Origin of the sequence: Noviherbaspirillum galbum, from assembly GCF_010974945.1 — a bacterium.
In the GTDB taxonomy this organism is placed as follows: Bacteria; Pseudomonadota; Gammaproteobacteria; order Burkholderiales; family Burkholderiaceae_D; genus Noviherbaspirillum; species Noviherbaspirillum galbum.
In genome coordinates this window covers 159,525-179,954 of record NZ_JAAIVB010000055.1, presented here as the reverse complement: position 1 = coordinate 179,954, position 20,430 = coordinate 159,525, and the positions used below count along the sequence as shown (strand labels likewise).

The 20,430-nt window shown below is 63.5% G+C and carries 14 protein-coding genes and 3 tRNA genes; 5 read left to right on the top strand and 12 right to left on the bottom strand.

Annotated elements, in window-relative coordinates:
• Positions 1–22 precede the first annotated feature (22 nt).
• From G3574_RS17395 to G3574_RS17380, 4 genes are all read left to right on the top strand, one after another.
• On the top strand, positions 23–1,276 hold the full coding sequence (locus G3574_RS17395) for a D-amino acid dehydrogenase (RefSeq protein WP_163965868.1): 1,254 nt from the start codon (positions 23–25) through the stop codon (positions 1,274–1,276).
• Complete coding sequence (locus G3574_RS17390) at positions 1,269–2,387, top strand: NAD(P)/FAD-dependent oxidoreductase (RefSeq protein WP_163965865.1); 1,119 nt, start codon at positions 1,269–1,271, stop codon at positions 2,385–2,387. The genes G3574_RS17395 and G3574_RS17390 overlap by 8 nt, the downstream gene beginning before the upstream one ends.
• A gap of 116 nt (positions 2,388–2,503) precedes the next feature.
• On the top strand, positions 2,504–4,021 hold the full coding sequence (locus G3574_RS17385) for an NAD(P)H-hydrate dehydratase (protein ID WP_328804804.1): 1,518 nt from the start codon (positions 2,504–2,506) through the stop codon (positions 4,019–4,021).
• Entirely contained in the window at positions 4,005–4,928 is a 924-nt protein-coding gene (locus G3574_RS17380; RefSeq protein WP_163965860.1) for a DMT family transporter, read from the top strand. Before G3574_RS17385 ends, G3574_RS17380 begins: the two co-directional genes overlap by 17 nt.
• A 30-nt stretch (positions 4,929–4,958) precedes the next feature.
• Here G3574_RS17380 and G3574_RS17375 read toward each other — a convergent pair whose 3' ends face one another.
• Complete coding sequence (locus G3574_RS17375; protein ID WP_163965858.1) at positions 4,959–5,651, bottom strand: ABC transporter ATP-binding protein; 693 nt, start codon at positions 5,649–5,651, stop codon at positions 4,959–4,961.
• Positions 5,652–5,677: 26 nt separating this feature from the next.
• Here G3574_RS17375 and G3574_RS17370 point away from each other — a divergent pair, with 26 nt between their 5' ends.
• Positions 5,678–6,334 (top strand): arylesterase, encoded by a 657-nt coding sequence (locus G3574_RS17370; RefSeq protein ID WP_407941681.1) that lies wholly within the window; start codon positions 5,678–5,680, stop codon positions 6,332–6,334.
• A gap of 354 nt (positions 6,335–6,688) precedes the next feature.
• Here the strand turns inward: G3574_RS17370 and G3574_RS17365 are convergent, their stop codons facing one another.
• The 11 genes from G3574_RS17365 to G3574_RS17315 all read right to left on the bottom strand — a co-directional run bounded on the left by G3574_RS17365 (position 6,689) and on the right by G3574_RS17315 (position 20,325).
• On the bottom strand, positions 6,689–8,611 hold the full coding sequence (locus G3574_RS17365; RefSeq protein WP_163965855.1) for a SurA N-terminal domain-containing protein: 1,923 nt from the start codon (positions 8,609–8,611) through the stop codon (positions 6,689–6,691).
• Between the two features lie 161 nt (positions 8,612–8,772).
• A tRNA-Asp gene (locus tag G3574_RS17360) sits at positions 8,773–8,849 on the bottom strand.
• 27 nt (positions 8,850–8,876) lie between these two features.
• Positions 8,877–8,952: transfer RNA gene (locus G3574_RS17355), tRNA-Val, on the bottom strand.
• Between the two features lie 142 nt (positions 8,953–9,094).
• The gene (locus G3574_RS17350) at positions 9,095–9,367 is read right to left on the bottom strand and encodes an HU family DNA-binding protein (RefSeq protein WP_163965942.1); all 273 of its coding nucleotides are present in this window, start codon (positions 9,365–9,367) and stop codon (positions 9,095–9,097) included.
• Between the two features lie 260 nt (positions 9,368–9,627).
• Positions 9,628–12,036 carry an endopeptidase La gene (lon, locus tag G3574_RS17345; protein ID WP_163965852.1) on the bottom strand — a complete coding sequence of 803 codons (2,409 nt, stop codon included), beginning with the start codon at positions 12,034–12,036 and terminating at the stop codon, positions 9,628–9,630.
• Positions 12,037–12,260: 224 nt separating this feature from the next.
• Positions 12,261–13,532, bottom strand: coding sequence for an ATP-dependent Clp protease ATP-binding subunit ClpX (gene clpX / locus G3574_RS17340; RefSeq protein ID WP_163965849.1), 1,272 nt, complete (start codon positions 13,530–13,532; stop codon positions 12,261–12,263).
• Positions 13,533–13,701: 169 nt separating this feature from the next.
• A complete protein-coding gene (gene clpP, locus G3574_RS17335; RefSeq protein WP_163965846.1) occupies positions 13,702–14,328 on the bottom strand; it encodes an ATP-dependent Clp endopeptidase proteolytic subunit ClpP in 627 nt (208 codons plus the stop codon).
• An 84-nt stretch (positions 14,329–14,412) separates the two neighbouring features.
• Positions 14,413–15,753, bottom strand: coding sequence for a trigger factor (gene tig / locus G3574_RS17330; protein WP_163965843.1), 1,341 nt, complete (start codon positions 15,751–15,753; stop codon positions 14,413–14,415).
• A gap of 28 nt (positions 15,754–15,781) precedes the next feature.
• Positions 15,782–15,868: transfer RNA gene (locus tag G3574_RS17325), tRNA-Leu, on the bottom strand.
• Positions 15,869–16,051: 183 nt separating this feature from the next.
• The gene (locus tag G3574_RS17320) at positions 16,052–19,156 is read right to left on the bottom strand and encodes an efflux RND transporter permease subunit (RefSeq protein ID WP_163965840.1); all 3,105 of its coding nucleotides are present in this window, start codon (positions 19,154–19,156) and stop codon (positions 16,052–16,054) included.
• A complete protein-coding gene (locus G3574_RS17315; RefSeq protein ID WP_328804803.1) occupies positions 19,153–20,325 on the bottom strand; it encodes an efflux RND transporter periplasmic adaptor subunit in 1,173 nt (390 codons plus the stop codon). The genes G3574_RS17320 and G3574_RS17315 overlap by 4 nt, the downstream gene beginning before the upstream one ends.
• Positions 20,326–20,430: the final 105 nt, after the last annotated feature.

Genomic DNA, 20,430 nt, shown 5'->3' with positions numbered 1-20,430 from the left:
AAGAATACAGACAGGTTAATACGTGACACAAAAACAGATTGTTGTCGTCGGCGGCGGCGTCATCGGCGTGTGCACCGCGTTCTTTCTCGCGGACGCCGGCCACGAGGTCGTCGTCATCGAGCGCAACCAGAACGTCGCGCAAGAGGCAAGCTTTGCGCATGCGGGCATCATCGGCCCGGGTTACGTCACGCCCTGGACCATGCCCGGACGCCTGCAGCGCCTCATGGCGCGCTGGCGCAAGACCGAGGCGCCCCTGGTCATCGCGCGCGGCGCAGACCGCGCGACCCGCCGCTGGCTGGGACGCTGGATGGCGGAACACGAACTCGAACGCTTCCGCATCAACCGCGAACGGCTGCAGCGCCTCGCCTACTACAGCCGCGCGGTACAGCAGCAGCTCGCGGAAGCCTGCCAGATCGATTACGAACAGACCGACGGCGTGCTCCAGCTATTCCGGACCGAGCACGACCGGAAGCAGGCCGAAACCGTGATCGCCCTGCTCGGGGAGCAGGAAATCGTGCATCGCCTGCTGACTGCCGACGAGGCACGCGAGATCGAGCCGGCGCTGGCCAGCGAGACCCGGCTTGCCGGGGCGCTCTACATGCCGGAGGATGCCTCCGGAAACTGCCCCCTCTTTACCAAGAAGCTGCGCCATGCCGCGCAATCGATAGGCGTGCATTTCTATCTCGGCAGCACCGTCAAGGCCATCGAGCCGCAGGGCGGACGGATTTCGCTGCAGATCGACGAAGGCAGCTTCCAGGCCGACGCCGTCGTGGTCGCGGCCGGCGTCGACAGCGCCCGCCTGCTTCGCCCGCTCGGCATCCAGCTGCCGCTGCATCCGGTGAAAGGCTATTCGGCGACGGCCTCGATCAAGAACTTCGACCGCGCGCCGCAGGCGGCGATCGTCGACGAAGCCTACAAGGTGGCGATCACCCGGCTGGGCAGCCGGGTCCGGGTCGCCGGCACCGCCCTGCTCGGCGAAACCCGCGACGCCCTCCACCAGGGCGCCCTGCGCACCTTGATGAAGGTCGGCAACGACTGGTTTCCCCAGGCCGCCAACTACACCACGGCCAACTTCTGGTGCGGCGTGCAGCCCATGCTGCCGGACGGCCCTCCGGTACTCGGCGCGACGCCGGTGCGCAACGTGTACGTCAACATCGGCCACGGCGCGAACGGCTGGGCGATGGCCGCCGGCTCGGGACGCATCCTCGCCAACCTGATCTCCGGGCAGGCGCCCGAGATAGACATCGAAGGCCTGACCCTGAGCCGCTATGGATGAGCTCGACTGCGTGGTCGTCGGCGCGGGTGTGGTCGGCCTCGCCGTCGCCCGCGAACTGGCGATGCGCGGCCGCGACGTGGTGGTGGTCGAGCAGCATGGCGCGATCGGCGCGGAGACCAGTTCCCGCAACAGCGAAGTCATTCATGCCGGACTCTACTACCCCACCGGCAGCCTGAAGGCCAGGCTGTGCGTGCAGGGCCGGGACATGCTCTACGACTATTGCGCGCACCATGGCATTCCCCTGCGGCGTTGCGGCAAGCTCATCGTCGCCACGCGCGAAGACCAGGCCGGGCAACTCGATGCCATCCTGGCCCAGGCCCATGCCAACGGCTGCGGCGACGTCGTGCGCGTCGGCGCGTCGCGGGCGCGGGAGATGGAGCCGTCGCTGTCATGCATCGATGCCCTGCATTCACCATCCACCGGCATCCTCGACAGCCATGCCTACATGCTCGCCCTGCGCGGCGACGCGGAGCGGGCCGGCGCGGTCTTCGCCTTCGGCAGCCGCATCCTGGGCGGCCAGGTGCGGCAGGACGGCGTCGCACTTCAGGTGGATGCCGGAGCCGGATATGGCGGCGCATCCGACGTCCTCGCCGCCACCGTGATCAATTGCGCCGGACTCTGGGCGCCGGCGCTCGCCGCGAGCCTCGATGGCCTGCCGTCCTCCGCGCAACCGGCGGCCTACTTCGCGAAGGGAAACTACTACGCCCTCGCCGGCAAGGCGCCCTTCACCCGCCTGATCTATCCGGTGCCGCAACCGGGCGGACTCGGCGTTCACCTGACCCTGGACCTCGGCGGCCAGGCCCGGTTCGGTCCGGACGTGGAATGGATTACGCCACAGGGTGACATCGACTACACCGTCGACCCGCGCCGCGCCGATGCCTTCTACGCCGAGATCCGCGCCTACTGGCCGGACCTGCCGGACGGCGCGCTGCATCCCGCCTATGCCGGCGTGCGTCCCAAGCTCGCGCCGCCAGGAGCGCCGGCTGCCGACTTCCGTTTCGAGCGCGCGTCCGGCGCGCGCTATCTCGGCCTCTACGGCATCGAATCGCCTGGCCTGACCGCCTCGCTCGCCATCGCGCGGCACGCGGCCGACATGCTCCGAGATGCCTGAGCGGCATCCGCAGGACGCGATGAATTAAGGCTCGGGGCGGCCGTCCAACGCATCGCGTACAATGCAAGAACCGCACGCCTTGCCGCCTGGCCATGCCTTTCCATCCACTTCATCCCGTGAGCGACGTTCGCGCCATCGAAAGCGCTGCGCTCGCCGAACTGCCTTCCTTCACCCTGATGCAACGCGCCGGCGATGCCGCCGCGGCCGCGGCCATGTCGCTGCTTGGCAATGAGGCGGTCGCAGCGGCGGCGGCCGAGCGGTCCGTACTGGTCCTTGCCGGACCTGGAAACAATGGCGGCGATGCGCTCGTGGCCGCTGCCAACCTGGCGGCGCTGGGAATCACGGTCGAGGTTCACTGGCATGGCAAGGAAGACGCCTTGCCGCCCGATGCGCGCATCGCGCTCGAGCGTGCGCGTGCCGCCGGCCTCCAGCCGCGTGCGGGCGCAAATGCAGTCATGGTGGCGTCGCGGCGCTGGTCGCTGGTGATCGACGGCCTGTTCGGCATCGGCTTGCGGCGCGCCATCGACGGCCCCTTGCGCGGCATCGTCGAGGCCGTGAATGCGCTTGCTTGCCCGGTGCTGGCGCTCGACGTGCCAAGCGGCCTCGATGCGGATACGGGCAACGTGGTCGGCGGCGGCGCTGCCATCCGGGCCACGGACACCATCTCCTTCATCGCGGACAAGCCGGGGCTTCACACGGGCGCGGGACGCGACCATGCGGGGCGGGTCCACGTCGCGGACCTGCAGATCGCGCTCGGGTACTTTCCCGAGCCGCGCTGCGGGCTGACCCAGCCATCGGATTTCGCGTCCTCGCTGCGGCCGCGCGCGCAGCAATCGCACAAGGGCAGCTTCGGCGACACCGTTCTCGTGGGCGGCGCAGCGGGCATGGCCGGCGCGCTGGTGCTGGCGTCGCGGGCCGCCCTGCTGTGCGGCTCGGGACGGGTCATCGCCGCTTTCGCCGGACCGCCTCCCGCGTATGACCCGCTCCATCCCGAAGTCATGTGCCGGGATGGCAGCCACATCGATTTCGGCGCCGCCATCAAGGGGGCGCTCGTCCTCGGACCGGGCCTCGGCACCACGCCGTCGGCCAGGGACCTGCTCGGCCGGGCGCTGGCCAGCGAGGCCGCCATGCTGGTCGATGCCGATGGCCTGAACCTGCTGTCGGCGCACGACGACCTTACGGCGGCGGTTGTCAGCCGCGCGACGCCCGCCGTTCTCACGCCGCATCCGCTGGAAGCCGCGCGCCTGCTGAAGACCGAGGTGGGCCGCGTGCAAGCCGACCGGCTGGCCGCGGCGCGCACGCTTGCCAGCCGCTTCCGTTGCATCGCCGTGCTCAAGGGATCGGGCACGGTCATCGCCGATCCGGACGGCGAGGCATTCATCAACCCGACCGGGAACCCGGCCCTGGCCACCGGCGGCAGCGGCGACGTGCTGTCGGGAATCACCGGCGCCTTGCTCGCCCAGGGCTGGCCGCCGCGCGACGCCGCGCTCGGCGGCGTCTGGATCCATGGCCGCGCCGCGGATGAACTCGCGGAAGCCGGAACCGGTCCTGTCGGACTCGCCGCCGGCGAACTGATCCCCGCGGCACGCCGCATCCTCAATCAACTCATCCACCTGCATGCCGCTTCTCGCTAACCGTCATACCAGCCATCGACAACTCTGGCTGGGCATCGCCTGTCTCGTTCTCGGCCAATGGACCCTCAGCCTGCTCGACACCGCGGGCAAGCTGCTGGCCCAGTCCGGCTATCACGTGGTGATGATCGCATGGATGCGATACAGCCTGAATACCGTCCTGATGGCGGTCACGCTCGCGCCCTGGTACCGCCGCCGCACCGGCAAGAGCATCCTGTCGTCGCATCGGCCGCGGCTGCAGGTATTCCGCGCGCTCCTGCTGCTGGTGTCCACGCTGGTGTTTTTTTCCGTGCTGCGCATCGTGCCGCTGGCCGAGGGAACGGCGATGAATTTCTGCGCACCGCTGGTGGTGCTTGCGGTATCGCCCTGGCTGCTCGGAGAAAAGAGCTACCCCTCGCGCTGGCTCGCGGTGGCCATCGGCTTCATCGGCATGCTGGTCGTGATGCGTCCCGGAGGCGGCATCTCGCCGGCGGGCGTGGCGCTGGGCGCGGCGTCGGCCGTCATCTTCGCCGGCGTGTCGGTGCTCAGCCGCAAGGCCAACAAGACGGACCCGCCGCTCGTCACGCTGTTCTATGGCGGCCTCGTCGGCATGATTGCCAGCAGCGCCGCGGTGCCGTTCTTCTGGGTGGCGCACATGCCGACGATCCGCGAATGGCTGATCCTGGCGTCCACCGGCGTCACCAGCACCATCGGCCACTACTTCGTGAACAGCGCCTACAAGCATGCGGAAGCATCGATGCTCACGCCTTTCTTCTACCTGCAGATCATCTCCGCGGCCAGCATGGGCTGGCTGGTGTTCGGCCAGTTGCCGGATGCGCTCACGGGCATCGGCATCGCGGTGATCTGCGCGAGCGGCGCGGGCATTGCTATCGTCGAGCATCGCCGCGCCCATCGGGCGGCGCTTGCCTGAGGACGGCGAATCGGGAGGGACGGCCCGGATTCAGGCGGCGCTTTCCGGCACGAGCCGGCCGGCTGAAATCGTGATGGTGCGGCCGCAGCGGGCAGCCATGTTGTTGTCGTGGGTCACCAGCACCAGCGTGGAGCCGCGCTCTTCGTTGAGCTCGAACATCAGGCGGATGACGGCCTCGCCGGTGGCCGCGTCGAGACTGCCCGTCGGTTCGTCGGCGAACAGCAGGGGCGGTTCGGTGACGAAGGCGCGGGCCAGCGCGACCCGCTGCTGCTCTCCGCCGGAGAGGTATTTCGGATAGTGCCTCAGCCGGCTGCCGAGGCCGACGCGCTCAAGCATGACGCGCGCCTTTTCCCTTGCATCGTTTTCGCGGCGCAGTTCCAGCGGCAACATGACGTTTTCCAGGGCCGTGAGGTGGGACAGCAGCTGGAAGGACTGGAACACGAAACCCAGCTTTTCCTTGCGGAGCGCCGCCCGTCCATCTTCATCGAGACGGAAGATGTCCACGCCATGCAGCTTGACGGTGCCCTGGCTGGGAACGTCCAGGCCGGCAAGCAATCCGAGCAAGGTCGATTTCCCCGATCCGGACGCGCCGACGATGGCCAGCGTCTCGGAGGGACGCACGGTAAAATCGATGTCATCAAGGATGGTGAGCTCGCCGGTGGCATCGGCCACGCGCTTGCCGAGCGAAACGACTTCAATCGCGGGATGTGTGGGATCCGTCATGCGGGCCTGACCATGAAGACGAGGAAATGAAGAGGAAAACCATGGAGCTGAACCGGCAAACCCGATGGCTCATGCGCGTGGCGATGGCAATGGTCTTGTCATTCTGCGCAGCGTGCGCCTATTCTGCATCAAAAACCGTGCTCGTGCTGGGTGACAGCCTCTCGGCGGAATACGGCCTGGCGCGCGGCAGCGGGTGGGTAGCGCTGCTGGGCCAGAAGCTGGAAACGGAAAAGCGGGACGTCAACCTGGTCAATGCCAGCGTGAGCGGTGAGACCACCAGCGGCGGACGCACCCGGCTGCCCGCCCTGCTCGACCAGCACAAGCCGGACATCGTCGTCATTGAACTCGGCGGCAACGATGGCCTGCGTGGCTTGCCGGTGCAGGCCGCCGAATCCAACCTCAAGGCGATGATCACCGCGGCCCAGGCGGCAAAGGCCAAGGTCCTGCTGGTGGGCATGCAGATCCCGCCTAACTATGGACGCGAATACACCCAGAAATTTTCCGGCATGTACCAAGTCCTCGCACGCAGCGAACGCGTCGCGCTGGTGCCCTTTCTTCTCAAGGGCGTCGCCGAGCAGTCCAGGCTGTTCCAGCCGGACCGCATCCACCCGGTGGCCGAGGCTCAGCCGGTCATCCTCGATAACGTCTGGCCGGAACTCAAGGTCTTGCTCGGCCTGAAATAACGGGGGCGTGTCCGCATCTCTTGCGGGCAGGCGTGCCGAATAGGCCAATCGCTTCCTTCCCCGCTAAGCGGGTATTAAAAGGTCCTTTGAATTAACTTAAACACTATTGATCGCGCTCTGTCATCCCCGCGCAGGCGGGGATTCCATTGTGCGCCTCTTCGGACGACCGAAATGGGGTCCCCGCCTGCGCGGGGATGACGGAGGTAGTTTGGGAGAATGCGGTCATGTCAAAAAATTCTGTAGATCCGCTTGGTTTTTGATGCGTCGGCGTTCAGCTCGCCGTGCTTTTCGTGAGACCCAAAAAAAGCCGCTTTCGGGAGAAAGCGGCTTTTCGTTTCCTGCGTCAAGAACGGCTTATTTCTTCTCGCCGACCTCGTCCTTCTTGATCGCGGATGAGGTGATCTCCACCTTGGCCTTTCGCTTCAGCGACTCGATGTAGGAAACCATTTCCTGCTGGGCGACGGCATTGCCGATCTGCTGCTGCTCCGCCTGGCGGCGGGCCGCATCGACCTTCTCGGGCTGCGCGACCTTGTTGATGCGGTAGATGCCATAGCCCTGGTTGCCGAGGTCGACGCCGACATAGGCCGGAAGCTTGCTCGCATCAGCCTTCATGACGGCTTGCACGGCGACCGGGTTCACGCCTTCGGCCTTCGCGCGCGACACCTGCTTCGCGGCGCCGAAGCCTTCGCCGGCACCGCTGGACTTGAGCGCGGCGAGCTTGTCTTCGCCGGCCTTCTTCGCAAGCTTGGCGGCTTCTTGCTGGAGGACGCGCTCGCGGATCGCGGCCTGCACTTCCTCGAAGGGCTTCTTCGTCACCGGCTTGTATTCGACGACATGGCCGGCGATCAAGGTGCTCGGCGCAACTTCCACCGCCTCGGTGTTCCGCTTGTTCTTCACCGCTTCATCCGAATAGATTGCGGTCAGGAATTTCGGCTGGTTGAAGGGCGCGTTGCCCAGCCCGGGATTGGGCTTGCGCGTCAGGCTGGCGGCCGTCTGGATCTGCAGCTTGAGCTTGTCGGCAACCGGCTTGAGGCTTTCGGACTGCTCATAGACGGTGTTCGAGAAGGTCTCGGCCATCTCGGAAAACTTCTTCGCGGCAAGCTGCTTCTTGATGTCCGCTTCGATTTCCTTCTTCACCTCGTCGTAAGGCTTGATGGTGGCCGGCTTCACGTCGGTCAGCTGGATGATGTGGTAGCCGAAGTCGGACTGCACGAGGCCGCTGATGTCGCCCTTGTTCATCTTGAATACGGCGTCATCGAAGGGCTTGACCATCATGCCGTGGCCAAAGAAATCGAGGTCGCCGCCTTGCGCGGCCGAGCCCGGATCGTCGGAGTTCGCCTTGGCGATCTTGGCAAAGTCGGCCGAATTCTTCTTGACCTGCTCGAGCAGCTTTTCCGCTTTTGCCTTGGCTGCGGCCTTGTCTGCCTCTGAGGCGTTCTTGTCGACCTTGACCAGGATGTGGCTGGCGCGGCGCTGCTCTTCCGTGCCGTACTTCTTGGCGTTCTGGTCGTAGTAGGCCTTCATGTCAGCCTCGCTGACCTGGATCTGCGACGCCACGACCTCATTGTTCAGCACGACGTACTCGGCCTTGATCTGCTCGGGAACCTCGAACTGCGCGATGTTCTTTTCGTAGTAGGCCTTGAGCATGTCGTCGGTGACCTTGACCTGCGACGCGAAGTCGCTGGACTTCATCACCAGTTCCTGCACTTCCCTTTCCTGGTCGTTCAGGTCGGAGAGGCGGCTGGCGACGGTGCGCGGCGCGAAACCGGTCTGGGCGACGGCGCCGTTGACCATCTGCATCGCGAGGTCCTGCCGCAGGCGCGCCTCGTAGGAAGCCGGCGTCATGCCTTGCACGGCAAGCAATCCCTTGTAGCGGTCACCGTCGAACTTGCCATCCGGACCGGTCAGGCCGGGGATGTTCATGATGTTCTGGCGCAGGGCTTGGTCGGAAACGGAGAGACGGCTTTGCGCGGCTTCGTGGCTCAGCACGCGCTGCGCGATCAGGCTGTCCAGCACGCCTTGCTTCGCTTCCGGCGTGTCGAACATCTTCGGATCGAATTGCGGGCCGAACATCTGGCGGAAGCGCTCCATCTGTTCGCGCATCGCGTTGTCGAATTCCTGCTGGGAGATGGATTGGCCGGCAACCTTGGCCACCGCGTTGTCGCGTTCGCGGAAACGGGTATAGCTTTCAAGGCCGAAGAATGCGAAGGACGGGAAAATCAGCAGCAGCAGCAGGAACTGCATCAGGCGCTGATGGGTACGGATAAATTCAAACATCGTTGAGCCTACCTTGAACAGAAGCAGGCAGTGTCGCACAAGAACATGAACCCGGGCTTAATTCTCGCTTTTTTCCCCGGCGCGTCCATCGATGGCGGGCCACTGCAGAAACATCGACCACATAAGAAAAAAGGCGAACTTGCGTTCGCCTTTTTCGTGTCTGGCGGAGTGGACGGGACTCGAACCCGCGACCCCCGGCGTGACAGGCCGGTATTCTAACCGACTGAACTACCACTCCTGAATTGGTGCTGCTGTCTGGCTGATCTGGTGGGTGCTGAGAGGCTCGAACTCCCGACCTACGCCTTGTAAGGGCGCCGCTCTACCAACTGAGCTAAGCACCCTGCGAACTGCTGAGATACCTTAGCCAGCCAAACGAAACGACGTTGTCACCCGTCGTGAAGACAGCGATTATACAGGGATTTTTACATCTTGCACTACTATCGGCACACGAGTTTCCATCCCTGCCGTGAAGGCTTCGTTGACTCAGTTCAACGCGTCCTTCAATGCCTTGCCGGGACGGAATTTCGCTACGCGGCTCTCCTTGATCTGAATCTCGCCGCCGGTACGCGGATCGCGTCCGGTGCGCGCACCGCGCTTGCCAACCGAAAAAGTGCCGAAGCCGACCAGCGTCACTGTGCCGTCCTTTTCGAGTGTGGTCTTTACTGCGCCGAGCATTGCGTCCAGGGCGCGTGTCGCGGCTGCCTTGCTGATGTCCGCCTTTCCGGCGATATGGTCGATCAGGTCCGTCTTGTTCAACATTGCCTCCTCACTGGTGGATAAAATGCCGCGCGCGCCGACTCTGCTGTTCGGCTTCGCATGCGCCCGGCATGAAATTTCTTGCCGTCGTACTGCTGGAAAACTTTCCGCCGGCTATTTAACTCGGTGCATGTCGAAGAGTCAAGCCGATCGTCGCGGTGTTACACGATGGGGCAAGAGAATTGCAAAACCCCGCGGACCTTGCGGCGCGCGGGGTATTGTCAGGGGTCAGGCAAGGTGCGCCTGAGGACAAGCCTGGCTTAGTGCTTCATGACGGTAGAGTCGGCCTGGCCGGTCGCGGCTGCGACCGCCGAGTCGACCGGCGTATCGTCGGTCAGCGGGGTGGGCTGGCGTTCGAGCGCGGTCTCCAGCACCTTCTCGATCCAGCGCACCGGAACGATCTCGAGCTTGTTCTTGACGTTGTCCGGAATCTCGGCAAGATCCTTTACGTTCTGCTCGGGAATCAGCACGGTCTTGATGCCGCCGCGATGCGCCGCCAGCAGTTTCTCCTTCAGGCCGCCGATCGGCAGGACTTCGCCGCGCAGGGTGATCTCGCCTGTCATCGCCACGTCGGCGCGCACGGGGATGCCGGTCATGACGGACACTAGCGCGGTGGTCATCGCGATACCCGCAGACGGACCGTCCTTGGGCGTCGCGCCTTCCGGCACGTGGATGTGGATGTCGGTCTTGGAGAACAGCTCCGGCTTGATGCCCAGGCGCTTGCAGCGGCTGCGCACCACGGTGCGGGCGGCTTCGATCGATTCCTTCATCACGTCGCCCAGCGTGCCGGTACGGATAACATCGCCCTTGCCCGGCATGGTCATGGCTTCAATGGTGAGCAGGTCGCCGCCGACTTCCGTCCATGCGAGACCGACCACCTGGCCAACCTGGTTTTCCTTTTCCGCGATGCCGAAGTCGTAGCGCCGCACGCCGAGGAACTTGTCGAGGTTCTTTGCCGAGACCACGATCTTGCGATCCTGCTTCTTCAGCAGCAGCATCTTCACGACCTTGCGGCAGATCTTCGACACTTCGCGTTCCAGCGAGCGCACACCGGCCTCGCGGGTGTAGTAGCGGATGATGTCGCGGATCGCGGATTCGGAAACCTGGATCTCGTCTTCCTTCAGGCCGTTGTTCTGGATCTGCTTCGGCAGAAGGTAGCGCATGGCGATGTTGGTCTTCTCGTCCTCGGTATAACCCGAGAGGCGGATGACTTCCATGCGGTCCAGCAGCGCCGGCGGAATGTTGTACGAGTTCGAGGTCGCCACGAACATCACGTCGGACAGGTCGAAGTCGACTTCGATGTAATGGTCGGCGAAGGTATGGTTCTGCTCGGGATCGAGCACCTCCAGCAGCGCCGATGCGGGATCGCCGCGGAAGTCCTGGCCCATCTTGTCAACTTCGTCGAGCAGGAACAGCGGATTGCGCACGCCGGTCTTGGCGAGGCTCTGCAGGATCTTGCCGGGCATAGACCCGATGTAGGTCCGGCGGTGGCCGCGGATCTCGGCTTCGTCACGCACGCCGCCCAGCGCCATGCGCACGAACTTGCGGTTCGTGGCGCGGGCGATGGATTGTCCCAGCGAGGTCTTGCCGACGCCCGGAGGGCCGACGAGGCAGAGGATGGGCGCCTTGACCTTGTCCACGCGTTGCTGCACGGCGAGGTACTCGAGGATGCGTTCCTTGACCTTGTCGAGGCCGTAGTGTTCTTCTTCCAGCACCTTCTCGGCATTGGACAGGTCGTTGTTGATTTTGGACTTCTTGCGCCACGGCAGGCCGACGATGGTGTCGATATAGTTGCGCACGACGGTCGCCTCGGCGGACATCGGCGACATCAGCTTGAGCTTCTTGAGCTCGGCCTGGGCCTTCTCGCGGGCTTCCTTGGGCATCTTGGCGGCGACGATCTTCTTCTCGAGCTCTTCGAGATCGGCACCCTCTTCGCCTTCGCCCAGTTCCTTCTGGATGGCCTTGACCTGTTCGTTGAGGTAATACTCGCGCTGCGACTTTTCCATCTGGCGCTTGACGCGGCCGCGGATGCGCTTCTCGACCTGCAGGATGTCAAGCTCGCCTTCGAGCTGGCCGAGCAGGTGCTCGTGGCGCTTGGCGACGTTGAAGATCTCGAGGATGACCTGCTTCTGCTCCAGCTTCAGCGGCAGGTGAGCGGCGATCGTGTCGGCGAGGCGGCCGGCGTCGTCGATGCCGGCCAGCGAGGTCAGGATCTCGGGCGGGATTTTCTTGTTGAGCTTGACGTACTGATCGAACTGCTGGACGATCGCGCGGCGCATGGCCTCGACTTCGGATTCATCGCCCGGCTCGGACTCGACCGGCGTGAGGTCGGCCACGAAATGCGTATCGGAATCGGTGATGTTGTGGATGCGCGCACGCTGGGAACCTTCGACCAGCACCTTCACGGTGCCGTCGGGCAGCTTCAGCATCTGGAGGATGTTGGCGACGCAACCGATCTTGTAGATGTCTTCTGCGGACGGTTCGTCCTTGGCAGCAGCCTTTTGCGCGGCAAGCATGATGCTCTTGCCCTGCTCCATGGCAGCTTCGAGAGCCTTGATCGACTTGGGACGGCCGACAAACAGCGGAATCACCATGTGCGGGAAGACAACGACATCACGCAAAGGCAATAACGGCAGTTGGGTGTGATCGGAATAAGTAGGAGTCGTCATGGCGAACCTTATTTAAGTGCTTGTTGTGGATGTTGGCCCTGGGGCCGAAATCTCAAGTCCAAGCCGTAACAAAAATCCATCAGGAAATACTGCTAATAAAAAAGGCCACACACGAAGTCGTCTTCGGGTGGCCTGATCCTGATGCCAGAAGTGATCCCTGCATTCAAATTGTACTTCTTCTGGGAAAAAACGGGACTTCAGCAAAGGTCCGAACAGAATGCTTTTTACTTGGCTCCGGACACTTTTGGCTGCTCGTGGTAAATCAGCAAGGGCTTGGCTCCATTGACGATCGTGTTCTCGTCGATCACCACCTTGGCCACGTTCTGCTGGTTCGGAAGTTCGAACATGACGTCGAGCAGCGCGTGTTCAAGGATGGAACGAAGGCCCCGTGCGCCAGTCTTGCGATCCAGCGCCTTTCTGGCAATCGCGTGCAGTGCTGCAGGCCTGACCTCCAGTTCGGCGCCTTCCATCTGCAGCAGCTTCGCATACTGCTTGATCAGCGCGTTCTTGGGCTCAAGCAAGATTTGGATCAGTGCTTCCTCGTTTAGTTCACTCAGCGTCGCCACCACCGGGAGGCGTCCGACCAGCTCGGGGATCAGTCCGAACTTGATCAAATCTTCGGGCTCCGCTTCCATCAGCAGGTCGCTGTTGGTGCGGTCGCTCTGGCTCTTCACGCTCGCGGAGAAACCGATGCCGCTCTTCTCGGAACGGTTGGAGATGATCTTCGCCAGGCCGTCGAATGCACCGCCGCAGATGAACATGATGTTGGTCGTGTCGATCTGCACGAAGTCCTGGTTCGGATGCTTGCGTCCGCCCTGCGGGGGCACCGATGCCATGGTACCTTCGATGAGCTTCAGCAGCGCCTGCTGCACGCCCTCGCCGGACACGTCGCGGGTGATGGAGGGGTTGTCGGACTTACGGGAAATCTTGTCGATCTCGTCGATGTAGACGATGCCCTTTTGCGCCTTCTCGACTTCGTAATTGCAATTCTGGAGCAGCTTCTGGATGATGTTCTCGACATCCTCGCCCACGTAGCCCGCCTCGGTGAGCGTGGTCGCGTCGGCGATGACGAAGGGAACGTTGAGCATGCGCGCCAGCGTCTGGGCCAGCAGCGTCTTGCCGGAGCCGGTCGGGCCGACGAGCAGGATGTTGCTCTTGGCGAGCTCCACATCATCCTTCTTGTTACCGAGGTGCTTCAACCGTTTGTAGTGGTTGTAAACTGCCACGGACAGGATGCGCTTTGCCGTCTCCTGGCCGATCACGTATTGGCCCAGCAGCTCATAGATTTCATGCGGCGTGGGCAGGTCGGATTTCGGTCCGGTGACCGATTCGATGCTCGATGCCTCGTCGCGGATGATGTCGTTGCACAGGTCGATGCATTCGTCGCAAATGAAGACCGACGGACCTGCGATGAGCTTCTTTACCTCGTGTTGGCTCTTGCCGCAGAAGGAGCAATAAAGCAGTTTTTCGCCACTGGAGGATTTTTTGTCAGACATAGGGCAAAGTGTGGTTGAGTGTGTGACCGATATTACCTGCGAAATCGGGATTCGTCACGACAGCGCTCAAGAATCCCGACACCCTGTGGCAAGAAGTGCCATTTCCGCGGCAGAATGCAAAAACGCCCGAACGCGCAGGCGCCCGGGCGTTTTTCTGCCGGATAAGGCGTTACGCGCGGTTCGTGAGAACCTTGTCAATCATGCCATATTCGGCTGCGTCGGCCGCGGACATGAAGTTATCTCTGTCCGTATCCTTCGCGATTTGTTCCACCGAACGGCCGGTATTTTCAGCCAGGATATGGTTGAGGCGCTCGCGGAGGTACAGGATCTCGCGCGCCTGGATTTCGATGTCCGCCGCCTGGCCCTGCGCACCACCCAGGGGCTGGTGGATCATGATACGCGAATTCGGCAGGGAGAACCGCTTGCCCTTGGCGCCCGCAGCCAGCAGGAAAGCCCCCATCGACGCCGCGAGGCCCGTGCACAGCGTGGACACGTCCGGCTTGATGAACTGCATCGTATCGTAGATCGCCATCCCGGCGGAAACGGAACCGCCGGGAGAGTTGATGTAAAGCGAAATGTCCTTGTCGGGATTTTCGCTTTCCAGGAACAGCATCTGGGCGACGATCAGGTTGGCGGTATGGTCGTTGACCGGACCGACCAGGAAGATCACACGTTCCTTGAGCAGGCGCGAGTAAATGTCATAGGCCCGCTCGCCCCGCCCGCTTTGCTCGATCACCATCGGCACCATCCCGAGCATTTCGGTATCCAGTGCTGAATTCTTGTACATGCCTGACATGTGCCTTTCCTTAAGGAGTGCGCAAAGCGTGGAAATCGGCGGCCCCGCGGCTTGCCGGTGATCCGGCGGCGGGGCCCTGGTTTCTTACGCTTGCGCGTTGTTACCCATCAATTCATCAAAAGCAACCGCCTTTTCGGCGACCTTTGCCTTGCCCAGCACGTAGTTAACGACGTTTTCTTCCAATACAAGGGCCTCGACTTCAGCCAGGCGGCGGCGATCGCTGAAGTAGTACTTTACTACCTGCTGCGGATCTTCGTAGCTTTGCGCAAAGTCTTCGACCTGGGCCTTGACCTGCTCGGGCGTGGCTTCCAGCTTGTTGGCCTTGACCAGCTCGGCGAGGATCAGGCCGAGGCGGACACGGCGCTCCGCCTGCGCGTTGAACAGCTCGCGGGGGAAAGGCATGTCGTTGACGTTCATGCCGCGCTGGGCCATGTCCTGGCGGGTCATCTCCACCAGGCGGTCCACATCCTGCTCCACCAAAGCCTTGGGCACGTCGAGTTCGGTGACCTTGATGAGGCCATCCATGACGCTGTCCTTGGTCTTGGACTTGGTGCGGTTGCTGACTTCGCGCTCCAGGTTCTGCTTGATGTCCTCGCGCATCTTAGCAAGATCGCCATCGGCTACGCCCAGGGATTTCGCAAAGTCTGCGTCGACTTCGGGCATGTGCGCCCATTCGATGTTCTTGACGGTGATGGTGAACTCGGCGGTCTTGCCGGCCACGTCCTTGCCATGGTAGTCCTCGGGGAAGGACAGCGGGAAGGTCTTGGACTCGCCGACCTTCAGGCCGACGACGGCGGCCTCGAACTCGGGGAGCATGCGGCCTTCGCCGAGCACGAAGGGGAAGTCTTCGGATTTACCGCCGGGGAATTCGACGCCGTCGATCTTGCCGACGAAGTCGACGGTGACGCGGTCGCCATTGGCGGCAACCGGTGCGCCGCCGTCGCCGTGGGCGCTCTGCTCGCCCTTGGTGTGGTAGTGGACGCGCTGCTTGCGCAGGATGTCGACGGTCTTGTCGATCTCGGCGTCGGTCACTTCGCAGGTGGTCTTTTCGACATCGACGGAAGCCAGGTCGCCGATCTTCACTTCGGGATAGACCTCGAAGGTGGCGTCGAAGGAGACGACGTCCTCGCCTGCGCCGGTCTTGGGTTCGATGCGGGGGAAGCCCGCGACGCGCAGGTTGTTTTCGTTGGCGGCATCGTTGAACGCGCGGCCGACCTTATCGTTGAGCACTTCAGTCTCGACCTGGTAGCCGTATTGCTGCGCGACCATCTTCATCGGCACCTTGCCGGGACGGAAGCCCGGGGCCTTCGCGGTACGGGCGCGGATCTTGAGGCGCTTTTCGACTTCAGCCTTGACGTCCGCGAGCGGCAGGGTGATCGTCATGCGGCGTTCGAGTTTTTCCAGAGTTTCGACTGCAGTTGCCATGTGAATCGTCCAAAAAGTGTTTGTTTTATGGTGCGAGGAGGGGGACTCGAACCCCCACACCATTGCTGGCGTCAGGACCTAAACCTGGTGCGTCTACCAATTTCGCCATCCTCGCGGAAATTTGCGTTGATCCCTCACAAAAGCGAAGGGCGACCCGGAAGTGAACAGTCGGTCGCCCTGCATTGTGTTGGTAGCTCTTCAACTTCAACCCAAGATTTTAACGGATTTTTCGCCCGCCTGTCCCGATTTTTGAGGAACAGGCGTGCCGGGCGGAGCATTCCGGAAGGTTCCGGCGCGCTCAGGGAATCACGGCGACCTCGGGTTCGGGCTTGCGCACGCGGAACCACGCCGCATAGAGCGCCGGCAGGAACAGCAGCGTCAGGCCGGTGGCGATGATCAGGCCGCCCATGATGGCCACCGCCATCGGCCCCCAGAACACCGAGCGCGACAGCGGGATCATGGCGAGCACCGCGGCGGCCGCCGTGAGGATGATCGGCCGGAAGCGGCGCACCGCCGATTCGACGATGGCATTCCAGGCTGGCACGCCTTCCCGGATGTCATGCTCGATCTGGTCGATCAGAATCACCGAGTTGCGGATGATCATGCCGAACAGCGCGATCACGCCGAGCTGGGCGACGAATCCGAAGGGCCGCTGCAGGAGCAGCAAGGCCATCGCCGCGCCCGCCAGCCCGAGCGGACCGGTCAGGAACACCAGCAGCGCGCGCGAGAAGCTGTGCAGCTGCAGCATGAGCAGGGTGAAGATGATGAACACGACCAGCGGGACGTTGGCGGCGATCGAGGCCTGCGCCTTGCCGCTGTCGGCGGCGGCGCCCGCGAGCTCGATCTTGTAGCCGGCCGGCAGCGCGGCGCGCAGTTTGTCGAGTTGGGGACTGATCTGGCTCGACACCGTCGGCCCCTGGATGCCGTCGACCACGTCGGACTGGACGGTGACCGCCCATTCCCTGCCCTCGCGCCAGATCACGCCCGGCTCCCACACGAACTGCACGCGCGCCACCTGCGACAGCGGCACGGCGCGGCCGCTGGCGGTCTGCAGGTTGGCTTCGTTGAGCGCCGTGATAGTGGAGCGTTCCTCGAGCGGCTGGCGCACCACGATGTCGATCAGCTTGTCCTTTTCGCGGTACTGGCCGATCGTGGTTCCGGTCAGGATGGTATTGGCGGCGCGCATCACCGCCTGCGAGGTCAGCCCGAGGGCGCGCAGCTTGTCCTGGTCGAGGTCGAGGCGCAGGACCTTGACCGATTCGTTCCAGTTGTCGTTGACGCCGACCGTGTTCGGGTTGGCGCGCATGACTTCCTTCACGCCATCGGCGATCACGCGTACCTGGCCCACCTCGGTGCCGGAGACGCGGAACTGCACCGGGTATGGTACCGGCGGGCCGTTGGGCAGAAGCTTGACGCGGCCGCGCACGCCGGGGAAGTCGTTCTTGAACACGTCGACGATCTTCAGGCGCAGGGCCTCGCGGGCCTTCAGGTCGGTCGGCAGCACCACGATCTGGGAAACGTTCGTCTGCGGAAATATCTGGTCCAGCGGCAGATAGAAGCGCGGGCTGCCGGTGCCGACGTAGGACGTGACGCTTTCCACGCCCTGCTGCCCGCGGATGAAGGCTTCGAACTTCTTCGCCTGGGCCTCGGTGGCGGCGAACGAACTGCCTTCGGGCAGCCAGAGCTCGACCATCAGTTCGGGACGGCTCGAGTCGGGGAAGAACTGCTGCTCGATGAAGCGGAATCCGACGAGGCCGAGCACGAAGGTGAGCAGGGTCAGCAGGATGGTGGTCTTGCGCCATTCGACGCACCAGTTCACGATGCGCCGGAAACGGCTGTAGAACGGCGTGTCGAACAATTCATGGTGGCCGTCCGCGCCGCTGTGCGGCTTGACCTTCAGCAGCACGTACCCGATGTAGGGCGTGAACAGCACCGCCGCCACCCAGGAAATCAGCAGGGCGAGCGCATTCACCGAGAACATCGAGAAGGTGTATTCGCCCGCTGCCGACTTGGCCAGTCCGATGGGCAGGAAGCCGGCGGCGGTGATCAGCGTGCCGGTCAGCATCGGCATGGCGGTCGAGGTGTAGGCGAAGGTCGCGGCGTCGAAGCGTGAAAGCCCTTCTTCCATCTTCCGAACCATCATTTCGACGGCGATGATCGCGTCGTCAACGAGCAGGCCGAGCGCGATGATCAGCGCTCCCAGTGAAATCTTGTGCAGGTCGATGTCGAAGATGCGCATGAACAGGAAGGTCACCGCAAGCACCAGCGGAATGGTCAGCGCCACCACCAGACCGGGCCAGATGTCGAGGCGGAAGGGCTTGGTATGCAGGCCCAGCGCAACGAAGCTGACGGCCAGCACGATCAGCACCGCCTCGCCCAGGGTGCGCACGAACTCGTTGACCGAGGAGGCCACCGCCTTGGGCTGGTTGGACACGCGCTCGAGCTCGATCCCGACCGGCAGCTTGGCGCGCAGGTCTTCGGTCACCTGCTCTAGGTTGTGACCAAGTTCGATGATGTCGCCGCCCTTCTCCATCGAGATGCCGAGGCCGATGACTTCCTTGCCGTTGAAGCGCATCTTGTCCTGCGGCGGATCCTTGTATTCGCGCTTGATTGTCGCGAAATCTCCCAGCCGGAAGGTGGTGCCGCCGGCGCGCAGCTCGAGGTTTTCCAGGTCCTTGGGCGAGAGTATGGAGCCGGTGACCCGCACCTGCAGGTTGTCCAGCGGCGTGACCAGCACGCCGGTCGATTCGACCGAATTCTGCGCGTTGAGCTGGGAAACGATGCTGTCGAAGGGAATGCCGAGCTGGGCGAATTTCTTGTGCGAGAACTCGATGTAGATCTTCTCGTCCTGCACGCCGAACTGCTCGACCTTGGCTACCGACGGCACCTTGAGCAGCTGCTGGCGCACGAAGTCGGCGTAGTCCTTGACCTCGGCGTAGTTGAAGCCGTCGCCCGACACGGCGAAGATCGAGCCATAGGTATCGCCGAATTCGTCGTTGAAGAACGGGCCCAGCACGTTGGCCGGCAGTGTCGAGCGGATGTCGCCGATCTTCTTGCGCACCTGGTACCAGGTGCCCTGCACTTCCTTGGGCGGTGTCGACTCGCGCAACTGCAGGATGATGAGGGTTTCGCCTGGCTTGGAGTAGCTGCGGATCTTGTCAATGTAGGGGGTTTCCTGCAGCTTGCGCTCGAGCTTGTCGGTGACCTGCTCGGCCATCTGCAGCGAAGTCGCGCCCGGCCAGATGGCGCGCACGACCATGGCGCGGAAGGTGAACGGCGGGTCTTCGTCCTGGCCCAGCCGGCCATAGCTGAGGATGCCGCCGATGAGCAGCGCGAAGATCAGGTAGCGGGTCAGCGGGATATGTTCGAGCGCCCAGCGCGAGAGGTTGAAGCCGCCCTTCATTTGGCGGCTCCGGCGCCGCTGTCCGCAAGCTGCTGCGACCCGCCGCCGGCGGTTTCAAGCACCTTCACCTTCTGCCCGGGCTTGAGCAGGTTCACGCCTGCGGTCACCACGGTCTGGCCCGGCGCGAGGCCGCCGGCGATGAGCACGTCGTTGCCGGCGCTGCCGGCGACCTGCACCGGCACGAGCTTGACCGCATCCTTTTCCACCACCCAGACGGCCGAGCCGCTCTTGTCCTTGTACAGCGCGCTCAGGGGCAGGCGGATCGCCTGTCCGCTGGCCTTGGCCGCGAACGAGACATAGGCGGTCATGCCGAGGCGCAGGTCTTCGGGCGCGTTGGGGACGGCGATCTTGGCGGTGAAGGTGCGGGTGGCGGCATCGGCGACTGGCGACAGTTCGCGTAGCTTCCCGGGAATGACGTCGTTCGGCCGCGCCCAGGTGCGCACGCGCACGTCGCTCACCGCGCGCAGCGCGTCGACGCGGTCCTCGGGAATGCCGATGACGATTTCCTTTTCCTTGGTCTGGGCCACGCGCACGACAGGCGTGCCGGCGGCCACCACCTGGCCGACCTCGGCGTCGAGCCCGGTCACCACGCCATCGACGTCGGCCACGAGGGTCGCGTAGCCGGACTGGTTTGTCTGGTTGCGGGATGCCGCCAGGGCTTGCTCGTAGCTGGCCTGCGCCGCCTTGAATGCGGTTTCCTTCGATTCCAGCACCGCCTGGCTGACGAAGTTCTTGTCGCGCAGGTCCTGGTAACGCTTCAGTTCGGCCTTGGCCAGGTCGCGGTTTGTTTCCGCCGCCCGCAGGCCGGCCGCAGCCTGGGCCTGCGCAAGCTGCAGGTCTTGCGGATCGAGCTGCATCAGCACTTGGCCGCGCTTGACCACCGTGCCCACGTCCACCTTCCGCGCGGCGATCTTGCCGCCTACCCGGAATCCGAGGCGCGACTCGTAGCGCGGCCGGACTTCGCCAGAAAACTCGGCGGCGCTGTCCAGGTTGCCGGAAGCGATCCTGACGACCTTCACCGGGCGTATTTCCTCGGCGCGTTCCACCGGCTTGGAGCAAGCGGTCATCAGCAGGGCGGCGGCGAGGAGCACGGGCAGGCTTGCACGGCGGAAAGAGGTTCGGGGAGCCGCGAAAAACGGCGAAGTACCGGCAATGAGCGATTTGGCCACGTTTTTTCCTTTACTATGCCGGCTGGGAGCAGACCGGGGACGCAATATCATGGTAGTCGGTTAATTTATCTTCAAGGAAACTAATTACTGACTAGCTGGTTAGTA